Below are 14033 nucleotides of genomic sequence, written 5' to 3' on the forward strand. Positions count from 1 at the left end.
CGACACGATCCACAGAGGAGTGCCATGGCCGTCACGCTCGTCGCCAACCCGCTGCACGAGGGCTGGTCCCTCACCCACCTTGGCGGCGACGCCCCTCAGGAGGTCGCGGGAGCGACCGTCCCGGCGGAGGTTCCTGGCTCGACCCATGTGGATCTGCTGCGTGCCGGGCTCATCCCCGACCCCTACCTCGACCGCAACGAGAAGGCCCTTGAGTGGATGTGGACGTGCTCGTGGCGCTACGCGACCGAGTTCGCCGCGACGCCCGCGACGGACGGCGAGCGGGTGGACCTGGTGTTCGACGGTCTCGACACCGTGGCGACCGTGCGGCTCAACGGCACCGAGGTCGCGCGCACCAAGAACATGCACCGCTCCTACCGCTTCGACGTGCGGGAGCTCATCCGCGGCGGCGCGAACGCCCTCGAGGTCGACTTCGCGTCCGCGCTCGAGTACGCCAACGGCGTGCAGGACGAGGTGGGCTTCCGCCCCAGCCCGTACCCGCACCCGTACCACGCCATCCGCAAGATGGCGTGCTCGTTCGGATGGGACTGGGGTCCGGACCTGCAGACCGCCGGCATCTGGAAGGGCGTGCGCATCGAGCGATGGCGCACCGCGCGCCTCGATGCCGTGCGTCCCCTGGTGACGGTCGACGGCACGCAGGGCACCGTCCAGATCCATGTCGACGTCGAGCGCGCTTCGAGCGAGCCGCTCACGGTCCACGCCAGCGCGGCCGGCATCGAGGCCAGCGTCGCCATCCCCGCCGGCGAGACCGCCGGCGTGGTCACCCTCGAGATCCCTGACGTCGAGCGGTGGTGGCCCCACGGCTACGGCGAGGCACGCCTGTACGACCTCACGGTGGACCTGCACTCCTCGGACGAGCTGCTCGACAGCTACGCGAGGCGCATCGGCTTCCGGTCCGTGGAGGTGGTGGTCGAGAACGAGGGCGACGGCGCGGGCTTCACCTACGTGGTGAACGGCCAGGCCGTGTTCGTCAAGGGCGCCAACTGGATCCCGGACGATCACCTCATGACCCGCATCACCAAGGAGCGGCTCGCCCGTCGCATCGGCCAGGCCGTGGACGCGAACATGAACCTGATCCGCATCTGGGGCGGCGGCATCTACGAGACGGAGGACTTCTACGACCTCTGCGACGAGCGCGGCGTGATGGTGTGGCAGGACTTCCCCTTCGCCTGCGCCGCGTACGCGGAGGGCTCCCCGATCGTGGAGGAGGTGCGTGCCGAGGCTCGCGAGAACGTCGCACGGCTCACCCCCCACGCGTCGCTCGTCATGTACAACGGCTCGAACGAGAACATCTGGGGCTGGTGCGACTGGGGATGGCCGGAGAAGGTGGGCGGGGACGGCACCTGGGGACTGAAGTACTACGAGGAGATCCTCCCGGAGATCGTCGCGGAGCTGGACCCCACCCGCTTCTACACGCCCTCCTCCCCCTACAGCCCGTTCCACACCCATGAGGAGGTCCATCCCAACGACAAGGCGTGGGGAACCTCGCACGAGTGGGAGGTGTGGAACCGCCTCGACTACACGCACTACCGCAGCTACGTGCCGCGGTTCATGTCCGAGTTCGGCTTCCAGGGCCCCGCGACGTGGGCCACGGTGACCCGGTCGCTACCCGAGGACCAGCGCCGCCAGGACTCCGAGGGCTGGCTGCTGCACCAGAAGGCGGACCACGGCAACGACAAGCTCAATGGCGGGCTGGCCGCCCACCTGCCTGCGGGCCGCGACTTCGAGGAGTGGCACTGGGCCACCTCCCTGAACCAGGCGCGCGCGATCGAGTTCGGCATCGCGCACTACCGCTCGTGGTGGCCGCAGACGGCGGGCGCGATCGTGTGGCAGCTCAACGACTGCTGGCCCGTCACGTCGTGGGCCGCGGTGGACGGCGACGAGCGGCCCAAGCCGCTGTGGTACGCCCTCAAGCACGTGTTCGCCCCTCGCCTGCTGACCTTCCAGCCGCGCGGCGCGGACGGCGGCCTCGACCCCGAGGGCGCCACGCACCTGGTGGCCGTCAACGACACCGATCAGGCATGGTCCGAGACCCTGACCTTCACGCGCATGTCGCTCGACGGCACGGAGCTGGCGGTCGCGACCGCTCACCTGGCGGTCGAGCCGCGCTCGACGGCGACGCTCGCCGTGCCCGGGCACGTCCTGGAGACGGCCGATGCGAGCGCCGAGGTGCTGGTGGCAGACGCCGGGTACCCCGGGGACGATGACCACGTGCGCGGGCTGCACGTGTTCGCGGAGGACAAGGACGTCGCGTACGAGCGGGCGCCGTACCGCGCATCGGCCGTGCGAGCCCCCGGCGGCTACGAGGTGACGGTCGCCGCCCACGGCCTCGTGCGCGACCTGACCGTGCTCGCGGACAAGGTGCACCCCGACGCCCAGGCGGACGATGCGCTGGTCACCCTGGTGGCCGAGCAGTCCCACGTGTTCCGCATCTCGTGCGAGGCAGAGGTCGACCCCGAGGCCTTCCTGGCGGACCGTGTGCTGGTGAGCGTGAACTCTCTGGTGGGGTGATTCTCACCCGCCGCCGCCCGGCCTCCGCGACGCGCGGACGCCGGGCGGTGGCGCGTTCAGGGGCCGCGTGGAGCGCTGGACGACGATCGCGTTCGAAACGATTCGCGATCGTCACCAAATCGTAATCAGCGAGTCTGTCGAAAGGTTTCGCAGGGGGCTAGGGTGGCAATGCGTCCCAACGAGGGGGCGCGCGAATTCACCTAAAGGGGAATGAACATGAAGTGGACTCGATCCCGGACGGCGAGCGCTCTCGCCATCGGCGCGGCTTCGGCAATGCTGCTGACCGCCTGCTCGAGCGGGGACGACGGCACCGAGGAGCCCACGGACGCTCCCGAGACTGCCGAGGAGACCGAGGAGCCCGCTGAGGCGGAGCCCGTCACCCTGAACGTGTCCTACTGGGGCACCTTCGGCCTGGAGTCCCTGGCCGAGCAGTACACCGCTGACAACCCGCACGTCACCATCAACCTCGACTCCGGCGAGTACGGCGCGCAGCACGACAAGCTCACGCAGGCGCTCATCGCCGGCTCGGGCGCATCCGAGGTCTCCGCGATCGACGAGGGCTACATGGCTAGCTTCCTCGCGCAGCAGGAGAACTTCGTCAACCTGCTCGACCTGGGCGCCGGCAAGTACGAGGAGGAGTACCTCGACTGGAAGTGGGGCCAGGCGGCCTCCGCTGACGGCTCGTACGTCATCGGCCTCGGCTCCGACGTCGGTGGACTCGCGATGTGCTACCGCCACGACCTCTTCGCTGAGGCCGGCCTGCCGGACGCTCGCGAGGACGTCTCCGCCGCATGGGGCGAGGGCTGGGGCGACTACATCGAGCTCGGCAAGGAGTACGTCGGCGCGACCGACGCGGCCTTCGTCGACAACGTCAGCCAGATCATGAACGCGGCGCAGACGCAGCTCGGCACGGGCTACGCCTACTACAACCGCAACAACGAGCTCGACATGGAAGCCAGCAAGCCTGCCTTCGACGTCGCGCTCCAGGTCATCACCGAGGGCCTCTCGGCGAACATCGCCCCGTGGGGTCCGGAGTGGAACACCGGCTTCGCCAACGGCGACTTCGCCACGCTGCCCTGCCCCGCGTGGATGCGTGCGAACATCATCGACTCCGGCGCCCCCGCGGGCACCTGGGACATCGCCGACATCCCCGGACCCGGTGGCAACTGGGGCGGTTCGTTCTACACGATCCCCGCCCAGTTCGACGAGAACACCACTCAGGAGGCCTACAACTTCATCGAGTGGGTCATCCAGCCCGAGCAGCAGCTCGCCATCTTCGCGGAGACCGGCAACCTGCCTTCGCAGAGCTCGCTGTACTCGGACGAGGCGATCCAGGACCCGGAGCACCCCGCGCAGGCGGAGGTGAACGCCTTCTTCAACGGCGCTCCCGGTGGCCAGATCTTCTCGAAGACCGCCGAGGAGATCCCCGGCGCGATCTACTACGCCCCGAACAACGCCGCCATCCGCTCTGCGGTGGAGACGGTGCTGAACGAGGTCCAGGCCGGCACCATCGCGGCCGAGGACGCGTGGGACGAGGCCGTGGCCGCCGCTGAGGCTGCCGACGCCGCGTAAGCAGCGCAACATGCACGGATGAAACGGGGGGTGAGCCCTGCGAGGCTCACTCCCCGTTTCACCGTCCGCGCCTAGACTCCCCATCACGAGCGTTCTTGACCATCGGAGGTATCAATGTCCGCCAGCAGCGTGACGGCTGACTCGGCCGGCGCCACCGGCACGGACCGCGGCGGGAAGCACAAGGGACCCAAGAGCTCCATCTGGGCTCGGTTCGACCACGTCGTGGTCCCTTACATCCTCGTCTCGCCCTTCTTCATTCTCTTCATCGCTTTCGGCATCTTCCCCATCGTCTACAGCGCGCTGGTCTCCTTCCAGACCTACCGCGCCGAGCAGCCGGTGTACCCGAGTGGCAACTCGGTCAACCTGTACACCGAGCGCTGGGTGGGGCTGGAGAACTACCAGCGTGTCCTCACCAACTGGGACTTCACGCAGGCGCTGCTCAACACGCTGGGACTGTTCATCGTCTCCGCGATCCCGCAGCTGTTCTTCGCACTGGTCCTCGCCTCACTGCTGAACCGCCGCCTCCGGGCGCAGTCGCTGTTCCGCATCGGCATCCTGATCCCGTACATCACCCCCATCGTCGCCTCGACGCTGGTGTTCACCACCTTCTTCTCCGAGCAGTACGGCCAGGCCAACTGGGTGCTGGGACTGTTCGGAGTCGAGCACACCTCCGGCGTCGGAGCCGCTGCCCAGGAGTACCCGGGCATCGACTGGCGTGCCGAGCGCTGGTCCGCGTGGCTCGCGCTCGTGATCATGATCAACTGGAAGTGGACCGGCTACAACGCGCTGCTGTACCTGGCGGCCATGCAGTCCATCCCCAAGGACGTCTACGAGGCCGCTGCGCTCGACGGCGCCGGCGCGTGGCGCCAGCTGTGGTCCATCACGGTTCCCATGATCCGCCCCATGGTGATCTTCACCGTGGTGCTGTCGACCATCGGCTCCCTGCAGCTGTTCGCCGAGCCCGTCCTGTTCGACGAGGATCCGAGCTCCGGCGAGGGCGGTGGCCTGCGCCACCTGTGGCGTACCGTCGCCCAGCTGATCTGGTACACGGGCTGGGGCGACCCCAATGACTTCGGACTGGCCGGCGCGATGTCGTGGCTGCTGTTCGTGGTCGTGGTGGCGCTCGCCGCGTTCAACGCGTTCATCTCGAACAAGATCGGAGGCCGCAAGTGACCGCGACCGCTGAGAAGGCGCCTCAGGCTCAGCCTGAGCCTCCCAAGAAGCAGAAGGCGGCACTGCTGGGCCGCAGCCCGCAGGACACCCCTGCCGGCTGGTTCAACTACCTCCTGCTGTCCATCGTGCTGTTCCTGGGCGCGTGGCCCATCTACTGGGCCGGCATCATGTCGACCTGGAAGGACGACAAGATCTACCAGGCGGGTGCGCCGCAGGTCACCCCTGGTCCGTTCTTCAAGTTCAACTGGGACATCATGACGGTGAACATCCGGGAGCCCGGATACCCGCCGTACGACAACGTCCGGTTCGTGCAGTCCTTCGTCAACTCGCTCATCGTGGTCGCGGTCGTGGTCGCGGCGACGCTGTTCTTCTGCTCGCTGGCAGGGTTCGCGTTCGCCAAGCTGCGCTTCCGCGGTCGTGACCCGCTGTTCTACTTCGTGGTGCTGACCCTCACGATCCCCGCGCAGCTGGGCATCGTGGGCGCGTACCAGATCATGGACACGCTGGGCTGGGTCGACACCTTGCTGGCGGTCACGGTCCCCGCGCTGGTATCCGCGTTCGGCGTGTTCTACATGCGCCAGTTCATCGAGGACGCGATCCCCGACGAGATCATCGAGTCCGCACGTGTGGATGGCGCCTCGACCTTCCGCGTGTTCTGGGAGATCGTGGTCCCCACCGTGCGACCGGCGCTGGGCGTGCTGGGCCTCATCACCGCGGTCAACGCGTGGAACGAGTACCAGTGGGCGCTCATCGCCGTCGGCGGCTCGGATGCGCAGACCATCGGACCGGCGCTGCACAACCTCCGCGTGGGCAACACCCCCAAGAACTCGATCGTTCTGACGGGATCGTTCCTCGCCTCCCTGCCGCTGATCGTGCTGCTGGCCGTCGCCGGCCGCCAGATCGTGCGCGGCATCATGGAGGGCGCGGTCAAGGCCTGATCGAGTCCACGGTCACGGACACGGCCGGCTCACCTCACGGTGGGCCGGCCGTTGTCATGTGCGGGCCTCACGCGCCGGCCCCTGTCGCCTGGGCCCGGCAGGCTGGCCTGCGCCCGGCACTGCACCACACACCCGTGACTGATGCGACGCATGAGCCGCGTGGTGCTCACCACCGCCCCCTCTGGCCCCACGGGTCACCCCCGTGTGTTGGGCGGTCGTGTGGTGAGCGGTCATGTGGTGAGCGGCCGATGGCCGAGCTGGCAGCTCCCCGCGTCGCGGCCGATGCGCGGCTTCAGCCGACGCGCGCGCTCCCCTGCGCCGTGACGGTCACCCCGGCGGCCTCAGGCAGCCACGACCAGCCGCCCTCGAGCGGCACGGTGTGGCGGGCCAACGCGACGGTCACGGTGCCGTCCGGCTCCGTGCCGACAGCGGTCACGACCACCTCGTCGCGCCACTCGCGGGACCCGTCCGCCAGGGCCGCCGCGACCGCCGCCTCGGCGTGCGCGCGGTCGAGCTGATCGGCACCTGTCGTGTAGGCCTCGCGCGCGGCCTCCGCGGCTGCTGCCGAGGCGAGCTCGTCCGCGAGCGACACCAGCCGCATGCGATCCAGATGCACCTGAGACGCGCCCACCAGCACAGCGACGGCCATGAGCGCCACGACGATCCATCCGAGCGCGAAGACCGAGACGGAGCCGTCATCCGCGTCTGACGCCACCCTCCGGGCGGTCCGGACGCTCATGGAGCCTCCCACGTGTCCACCGCGGCGTGGCCGGTGGCGTCGACGGTCACGTGCAGCGGCACAGCGGCATCGATGCTGCCAGGCATCCCTGGCAGCGGCACGGTGACCTGGACGCGGGCGAGCACCCCGGCGCCTGGGCCTGAGCAGCCCGGGTCGCACGCGATCTCCACGGTGCCGGTGCCAGCGACGCCGAAGTCCTCGAGTGCCAGGTCGACCACGGCCAGCGCCCTCGCCTGGGCAGCCGCCGATGCCTCCGCATCGGTCTGGCCGGCCTCCCACGCGTCGAGCGCCGCCGCCGCTGCACCACGGGCGGCAGCGCGACTGGCGCCCTCGGCCGCGTAGCTCGCGGCCTGCACCTGCGCGATCGCCATCACGCCATAGACCAGGGGCACCATCAGCAGCACCGTGACGCCCAGGAACTCGACGATGGCCCCGCCGGCGTCCGGGTGCGCCCGCGCACGCCTCGCCGCACTGCGGATCGCCGCGCCGCCCCTCACGGCACGTCCTCGTCGAAGGCGCGCGCCTCCACGCGCAGCGTCCCCGGACCCCACACACCCACCACGGGCAGCGGCGCGCTCACCTCGATCGTCACGACCGCAGCACCGCCAGCCATGCCTTCGCTGGCTGCCGCCTCGACCTTGAGCCCTCCCAGCGCATCGGCCGCCAAGGACTCGGCACGAGCCTCCCCGTCCACGAGCGAGCGGTCCGCCTGCGCCGCGTGTCGCGCGCCCTCGTACGCGCTCGACGTCAGCGTGTTGCGCACGTGAAGCGCGAGCACGAGCTGGACGAGCGCGAGTCCCAGCAGCACCACCAGCGAGCCCACCAGCACGAACTCCACGGTCGCGGAGCCGCGATCGCGAGGCTCAGGGACCGGTGACCGAGTCGATCGCATCGGTGAACACGTCACCCAGCGCGGGTCCCGCGAGCGCCCAGATCACGGCGACCAGCCCTGCCGTCATCAGCGTGATGAGCACCCAGCCTGGCACGTCACCGCGGTCGCTCTGTACCCCCCTCGTCGCTGCGCGCAGCCTGTCGAAGTACCGCCTCATGTCCTCCCCCTTCTCTGTCCGTGGCCGCTCTCCGTCGACCTCGGTCTCATCCGCCCAGGTCGATGGCGACCAGGCCCGGAAACACTGCGAACACGACGGTGACGGGCAGGATGAGGAACACGACGGGGACCATCATCGCGATCTCGCGCCGGCCGCCCTCCTCCATCAGCTCCTGCTGCCCAGCCGCACGGACGTCCTGCGCCTGTGCACGCAACACCTCGGCAAGCGGAGTCCCTCTCTCGATGGCGGTGGAGACGCCGTCGGCGAACCGCCGCAACGCGGGCAGCTCGTTGGCGTCGGCCATGCTCGTCAGCGCAGCGGGCAGGCGCGCGCCCGCACGCACCCGAGCAAGGGCGTCGGTGAGCTCGCGGGAGAGCTCTCCGCTGGTCGAGGACGCGACGCGCTCCAGCGCCGACTGGGCGGACTCTCCCGCCGCAACCGCTAGGGCGAGCAGCTCCGCCACCGTGGGCAGTTCGAGCATCAGTCGTCGCGAGCGGCGCCGCACGTTGGCCGTCAGCGCGACATCGCGCCCCACCGCGCCGGCGGCTGCGAGCACCAGCACGAGCACCGCCGCCGGCACGACACCCGTTCCGCGGGTGGCGGCCAGGACGAGCGCGAGCGCGCACCCTACGGCGAGTCCTCCCGCGCACCACGCCACCTGCTGCGCCCGGAACTGCTCCGGCGTGGTGGACGCTCCCGCGCGGCGCAGCCGGCGCTCCAGGTCCGCCTGCATCCCCCAGTGCTCGAGCAGACGTGCTGCGTCGCGAAGCACGGGAGCGATCAGCCTCTCGAGCGTGGGAAAGGGTGTCACCGCGATGTCGCGGCGGCGGACCTCGTCCGCCAGGGTGGAGCGCACGAACGGAGCCACCCGCGCTTCGAGGGACGGCTTGCGTGCACTCCACCATGACGCGATGAGCGCCATTCCCAGCCCCAAGCTCAAGCCCAGCGCAAGCGTCAGCCATGTCATCGGAGCACCCTGCTCTCCTGCGGAAGCCGGCCCACGCGCATCATGAGCCGATAGGCGACCACGGTGCTCACTCCGCCCAGGGCGAGCACCGCGACGCCCGCAGCGGAGTCGTAGGCCTCCATGGTCGAGGACTGGGTGGCGAGCAGTGCCAGCACGAGCCACGGTGCCGCAGCAGCCAGCCGCGCTCCGTTGACGGTCCAGCTTTGGCGCGCCTCGAGCTCGCCGCGCAGCCGCGCATCGTCCCTGAGGAACTCGGCGAGCGTGCGCAGCACGCGGCCGACGTCAGATCCGCCCACATCACGGGTGATCCGCAGCGTCTCGACGATGCGGTCCGCCACCGGGTCCGCGAGCCGTTCCTTGAGCGCGTCGAGGCAGTCGTGGAAGCGCCCGGACGCACGATAGTCCTCCGCGAACCGCGCGAAGGGCTCCTGGAGGGCGCGCGGGCCGCGCTCGGCGAGCTGCCCCACGGCCTCCGGCAGCGACAGTCCGGCGCGAATGCCGGAGGCGAGGCTGTCGACCAGCTCCGGCCACAGGTCTCGCGTCGCTGCGGTCCGTGCTCGGGCACGCATCGACACCAGAGCGGACGGCCCCCTGGCGGCGATCACCGCGAAGCACAGTCCCAGCACCGCGGACCCCGTCAGTCCGGCCGCGACGATCCAGGTGACGACGCCCACCCCCACCGAGGTCAGCACGAGCGCCGCTGGCGTGACGGCGGGAGCTCCCGCCTTGACCAGCTGGTCCTGCGTCCGCGCGGTCCAGCCCTGGCGCGAGCGCTCGCGCCGCTCGGGTTGCGGCCAGAAGGACCACCACACCAGGAAGGCGCCGATGCCGAGCACCAGCCCCCACCACGCGTCCACGTCACACGCTCCTCAGCAGCGCGGACAGGTCGTGTCCGCGCGCACGGAAGCGGTCATCGTGGGGAGGGTGGCCGCCCGACCTCACCAGGGCATCGGCCCGGCGCTCGAAGAGCGAGGAGAGCTCGACGATGCCGCCCTCCACGCGCCCGCCGACGGCCGCGATCTCGCGCACGCGCCGCGCACCCGAGCGCGGATCGAGGTCCAGGTGGACCACCACGTCGATCGCCGATGCGACGGTGGGGACCACGAACCGGTCCGAGACGTTGTCCCCGGCCAGCAACGGCAGCGTGCACATCTTGGTGATCGCGTCGCGTGCCGAGTTCGCGTGGACGGTGCACATGCCGGGGATCCCCGCGTTCAGCGCGATCAGCATGTCGAGCGCCTCGGCCTCGCGCACCTCGCCCACGATGATGCGGTCCGGGCGCATGCGCAGCGCCTCCTTGACGAGCCGGCGCAGCGGGATCTCCCCGGTGCCCTCGAGCGACGGCTGGCGGCACTGGAGCGCGACCGCGTCCCGGTTGGGAAGCGCGAGCTCGAAGACCTCCTCGCAGGTGATGACGCGCTCGCGGGGCGGGATCGACCCCGCGAGCGCTCCCAGCATGGTGGTCTTGCCCGACTGCGTGGCGCCTGAGACCAGCACGTTGAGCCCGCTGTCGACGGCCGCGTCGAGGAACTCGGCGGCCTGCGCGGGCAGCGAGCCCAGCCGGACCATGTCGCCCAGCCCGCGGGCGCGCGCGACGTACTTGCGGATGTTGACGGCCCAGTGGCGCCGGGTGATGTCCGGGATCACCACGTGCAGGCGTTCACCGCCCGGCAGCGTCGCATCCACGAACGGCGAGCTCAGGTCCAGGCGCCGTCCGGACAGCTTGAGCATCTGCTCGACCAGGTCGCGCACCGCGTCGGCCGTGAGGATCGTGGTAGTGAGCTCCGCGACGCCGCTGCGCGCCACGAACACCTGCTCGGGGTTGTTGATCCAGATCTCCTCGACCTCGGGATCATCCAGGTACTGCTGGAGCGGCCCGAAGCCGGCGACGGCGTCCATGACGGCCTTGGTCGCGCCCGGCACGTCCGTGATGGGTGGGACCGCACCGGTGAGGGATCGGTGCTCCCAGCGCGTCAGCGCCTCCTCGACGAACACTCGAACCTGGTCGACGTCGCGGCGCGGGTCGGTGCCGGTGGAGCGGATGCGCTCCCGCACCTGCCCCTCGATCTCCCCGGTGATGTCTACAACGGCCCCCGACGTCATGGCCCTTGAGAGTAGAGACAAACGGACGCTTTGACCAGGGGTGCTGTGGAGAACGGTGCGCTGCGCCGATGCGGCCGTCACCCCTCGGTGGCACCATGGCGAGTATGTGCGGACGCTATGCGAACTTCCTTGCCGAGCAGGACCTCATCGACCACTTCGCGATCGCGACCATGGCGGATGACGCACGCCTGCTGCCCCCGAACTGGAACGTGTCGCCCACGCAGCAGGTGGCGATCGTGGTGCCGCCCAAGGACGCCGCGGATGGCGGCAATCGCCTGGAGGCCGCACGGTGGGGCCTGGTGCCTTCGTGGGCGAAGGACCCGTCCATCGGGTCGCGCATGATCAACGCGCGCTCGGAGACCATCGCGGAGAAGCCCTCGTTCCGGACGGCCTTCGCGAAGCGCCGATGCGCGGTGCCGGCGAGCGGGTACTTCGAGTGGCGCACGGAGGGCGGGGTGAAGACCCCGCACTGGATCCACCGCGTGGACGATGCGCCGCTGGCCTTCGCGGGGCTGTACGAGTTCTGGAAGGACAAGGCAGACGGCGAGGACGCGCAGTGGCTCGTGACCACGACCATCGTGACGACGGCCGCGCGCGGGGACATGCGCGACATCCATGATCGCCAGCCGGTGATGATGCAGGCCGATGCCCTGGAGGCCTGGCTGGATCGCGACGCGGACCAGGGCACGCTGCTGGACGTCATCGGGATGCCGGCGCCCGAGCTGACCTGGCATGAGGTGCGCAAGGCCGTGGGCAGCCCCAAGAACAACGGTCCGGAGAACATCGAGCCGGCTGGATAGGGCATCGTTCGCTGTGCCTTGCCGGCCGATGCCCGTTTGCCGCCGTTTCTGTCTTGACATGCCCGCTTCGCGACGCTAGCGTGCGGAAGTAGTTCCACAGGAACGGGCCTAAACGGGCATACTTCATGGCAGGCCTCCGCAAAGATGCGGAGGGGAAGGGTAGGACACTGATGTCCTTCAGCGACGCTCAGGCGAAGAGCCAGGCGAACAAGAACCGCACGGGGCCGGGAATCGGCGCCCACGTGCAGCGATTTGGACGGTTTCTCTCGGGCATGATCATGCCCAACATCGGCGCCTTCGTGGCGTGGGGCCTCGTGACTGCTCTCTTCATCGAGACCGGCTGGCTCAACTGGGGCGGGGACGGCGGTGTGGCGGCCGACAGCTGGATCGCCCGCATCGGCGGCTGGGGCGAGTTCGACGGTGCCGGACTCGTGGGCCCCATGATCACGTACCTGCTCCCGCTCATCATCGGCTACACCGGCGGACGCATGATCTACGACCAGCGCGGAGGCGTGATCGGCGCTGTCGCCACCACCGGCGTGATCGTCGGCTCCGACGTCCCGATGTTCCTGGGCGCCATGGCCATGGGTCCGTTCGCCGCCTGGTGCCTCAAGAAGCTCGAGGCGCTGTGGACCGGCAAGATCAAGCCTGGCTTCGAGATGCTCGTGGACAACTTCTCGCTGGGCATCCTGGGCGCCGCGCTCGCGGTGCTTGGCCAGCTGCTCATCGGCCCCATCGTCAGCCAGCTGGTCGAGTGGGCGGGCGAGGGCGTCGACTTCCTGGTCGACAACTCGTTGCTGCCGCTCACGTCCATCCTCGTCGAGCCCGCCAAGGTCCTGTTCCTCAATAACGCGATCAACCACGGCGTGTTTACGCCGCTGGGAGCGGACGAGGCGGCGGAGACCGGCAAGTCGCTGCTGTTCATGATCGAGTCCAACCCCGGACCCGGCCTGGGCATCCTGCTGGCGTTCCTGTTCTTCGGGCCGCGCATGCTGAAGGCTGCAGCCCCCGGCGCCGCGGTGATCCACTTCTTCGGTGGCATCCACGAGGTCTACTTCCCGTTCGTGCTCGCCAAGCCCAAGCTCATCGCCGCAGCGATCCTGGGCGGCATGACCGGCGTCTTCACCGGCGTGCTGCTCAACGGCGGCCTGGTGGCTCCCCCCTCGCCCGGATCGATCTTCGCGTACATCACGTTCACGCCTCCCGGCGGCTACGTGGCGATGATCCTCCAGGTCGCTCTCGCCGCGATCGTGTCCTTCGCCGTCGCATCGTTCCTGCTCGGGTTCGGACGTGAGGCCAAGCGCGAGGACGCACCTCAGGACCCGGCCGAGGCCGAGCAGCCTGCACCCACCCCCGTCGCCGCGCAGTAGTCGCGCGACCTCGGGACAATCGAAGGACCAGAAGGAGGATCCATGCCAAGCGTGAACGGATCAGACGTCAAGAAGCTGGTGATCGCGTGCGACGCCGGAATGGGCAGCTCGGTGATGGTCGCCAGCACCCTGCGCTCCAAGCTCGCCTCTCAGGGCGTCGAGGTGGTGCACACCCCGGTGAGCGAGATCCCCGCGGACGCCACGGTGGTGATGTGCCACGCGGGCCTGGCCGCCCGTGCCACGTCCACCGCGCCCCACGCGGTGGTGGTGCCGTTCTCGATCTTCATCGGCGACCCCGCCTTCACCAAGGTCGAGAACGCCATCAAGAACGGCGAGACCCTTGAGTCCTGACCGACCCCTGCTGGACGCCAGCGCCGTCCGCCTTGGCCTCACGGCCGAGGACAAGGCGGACGCGCTGCGTCAGTGCGGGGAGGTGCTGGTCGAGATCGGCGCCGCGAGCGCCGGGTATGCCGATGCTCTCCACGAGCGCGAGCTGTCCGTCTCCACGTACGTGGGCGAGGGCGTCGCGATCCCCCACGGCACCAACGAGTCGCGCGAGCACATCGAGCGCGCCGCACTCGCGTACCTCCAGTTTCCGGACGGCGTCGACTGGAACGGCGAGACGGTCCACGTCTGCGTCGCCATCGCGTCCAAGTCCGAGGAGCACGTCGACATCCTGTCCGCGCTGGCGCAGGTCCTCATGGACCCCGCCAAGGCCGCGACGCTGCGCGAGGCGCAGTCGGTGGACGACGTGCTCGCCCTGCTGTCCCCCTCGACCCCCCAGGAGTGAAAC

The 14033-nt window shown here is 69.7% G+C and carries 15 protein-coding genes; 8 read left to right on the forward strand and 7 right to left on the reverse strand.

The genetic code is table 11. The annotated features are described in order from the left end of the window. Window positions 1-24: 24 nt before the first annotated feature. From Dac01nite_RS01245 to Dac01nite_RS01260, 4 genes are all read left to right on the forward strand, one after another. Window positions 25-2529 (forward strand): glycoside hydrolase family 2 protein, encoded by a 2505-nt coding sequence (locus Dac01nite_RS01245; protein WP_203652963.1) that lies wholly within the window; start codon window positions 25-27, stop codon window positions 2527-2529. A gap of 216 nt (window positions 2530-2745) precedes the next feature. Then, complete coding sequence (locus Dac01nite_RS01250; protein WP_203652964.1) at window positions 2746-4101, forward strand: ABC transporter substrate-binding protein; 1356 nt, start codon at window positions 2746-2748, stop codon at window positions 4099-4101. A gap of 114 nt (window positions 4102-4215) precedes the next feature. Beyond that, on the forward strand, window positions 4216-5274 hold the full coding sequence (locus Dac01nite_RS01255; protein ID WP_203652965.1) for a carbohydrate ABC transporter permease: 1059 nt from the start codon (window positions 4216-4218) through the stop codon (window positions 5272-5274). Beyond that, window positions 5271-6212, forward strand: a complete 942-nt coding sequence (locus tag Dac01nite_RS01260) for a carbohydrate ABC transporter permease (protein ID WP_203652966.1) — start codon at window positions 5271-5273, stop codon at window positions 6210-6212. The genes Dac01nite_RS01255 and Dac01nite_RS01260 overlap by 4 nt, the downstream gene beginning before the upstream one ends. 292 nt (window positions 6213-6504) lie before the next feature. Here Dac01nite_RS01260 and Dac01nite_RS01265 read toward each other — a convergent pair whose 3' ends face one another. Genes Dac01nite_RS01265 through Dac01nite_RS01295 form a run of 7 tightly spaced genes read right to left on the reverse strand, consistent with a single transcriptional unit; the run spans window position 6505 to window position 11070 of the window. After that, window positions 6505-6951: a pilus assembly protein TadG-related protein gene (locus Dac01nite_RS01265; RefSeq protein WP_203652967.1), complete on the reverse strand. Its 447-nt coding sequence runs from the start codon at window positions 6949-6951 to the stop codon at window positions 6505-6507. Next, window positions 6948-7448 (reverse strand): pilus assembly protein, encoded by a 501-nt coding sequence (locus Dac01nite_RS01270; RefSeq protein ID WP_203652968.1) that lies wholly within the window; start codon window positions 7446-7448, stop codon window positions 6948-6950. Before Dac01nite_RS01270 ends, Dac01nite_RS01265 begins: the two co-directional genes overlap by 4 nt. Continuing rightward, window positions 7445-7789, reverse strand: a complete 345-nt coding sequence (locus Dac01nite_RS01275; protein WP_239066442.1) for a TadE/TadG family type IV pilus assembly protein — start codon at window positions 7787-7789, stop codon at window positions 7445-7447. The genes Dac01nite_RS01270 and Dac01nite_RS01275 overlap by 4 nt, the downstream gene beginning before the upstream one ends. Before the next feature lie 25 nt (window positions 7790-7814). Further along, window positions 7815-8000, reverse strand: a complete 186-nt coding sequence (locus tag Dac01nite_RS01280; protein ID WP_203652970.1) for a hypothetical protein — start codon at window positions 7998-8000, stop codon at window positions 7815-7817. Between the two features lie 46 nt (window positions 8001-8046). Beyond that, window positions 8047-8967: a type II secretion system F family protein gene (locus Dac01nite_RS01285; protein WP_203652971.1), complete on the reverse strand. Its 921-nt coding sequence runs from the start codon at window positions 8965-8967 to the stop codon at window positions 8047-8049. Next, window positions 8964-9824, reverse strand: coding sequence for a type II secretion system F family protein (locus tag Dac01nite_RS01290; protein WP_203652972.1), 861 nt, complete (start codon window positions 9822-9824; stop codon window positions 8964-8966). Before Dac01nite_RS01290 ends, Dac01nite_RS01285 begins: the two co-directional genes overlap by 4 nt. Window position 9825: 1 nt before the next feature. Beyond that, window positions 9826-11070: a TadA family conjugal transfer-associated ATPase gene (locus Dac01nite_RS01295; protein ID WP_203652973.1), complete on the reverse strand. Its 1245-nt coding sequence runs from the start codon at window positions 11068-11070 to the stop codon at window positions 9826-9828. Window positions 11071-11174: 104 nt separating this feature from the next. Between Dac01nite_RS01295 and Dac01nite_RS01300 the strand changes: the two genes are divergently transcribed. The 4 genes from Dac01nite_RS01300 (at window position 11175) to Dac01nite_RS12030 (ending at window position 14030) form a co-directional block, all read left to right on the forward strand. Then, window positions 11175-11870 (forward strand): SOS response-associated peptidase, encoded by a 696-nt coding sequence (locus Dac01nite_RS01300; protein ID WP_203652974.1) that lies wholly within the window; start codon window positions 11175-11177, stop codon window positions 11868-11870. Window positions 11871-12040: 170 nt separating this feature from the next. After that, on the forward strand, window positions 12041-13240 hold the full coding sequence (locus Dac01nite_RS12020; RefSeq protein WP_239066443.1) for a PTS transporter subunit EIIC: 1200 nt from the start codon (window positions 12041-12043) through the stop codon (window positions 13238-13240). Between the two features lie 51 nt (window positions 13241-13291). Then, window positions 13292-13591 (forward strand): PTS lactose transporter subunit IIB, encoded by a 300-nt coding sequence (locus Dac01nite_RS12025; RefSeq protein WP_239066444.1) that lies wholly within the window; start codon window positions 13292-13294, stop codon window positions 13589-13591. Beyond that, window positions 13581-14030 (forward strand): PTS mannitol transporter subunit IIA, encoded by a 450-nt coding sequence (locus Dac01nite_RS12030; protein ID WP_239066445.1) that lies wholly within the window; start codon window positions 13581-13583, stop codon window positions 14028-14030. Before Dac01nite_RS12025 ends, Dac01nite_RS12030 begins: the two co-directional genes overlap by 11 nt. Window positions 14031-14033 lie beyond the last annotated feature (3 nt).

Origin of the sequence: Demequina activiva (assembly GCF_016862815.1) — a bacterium.
GTDB lineage: Bacteria > Actinomycetota > Actinomycetes > Actinomycetales > Demequinaceae > Demequina > Demequina activiva.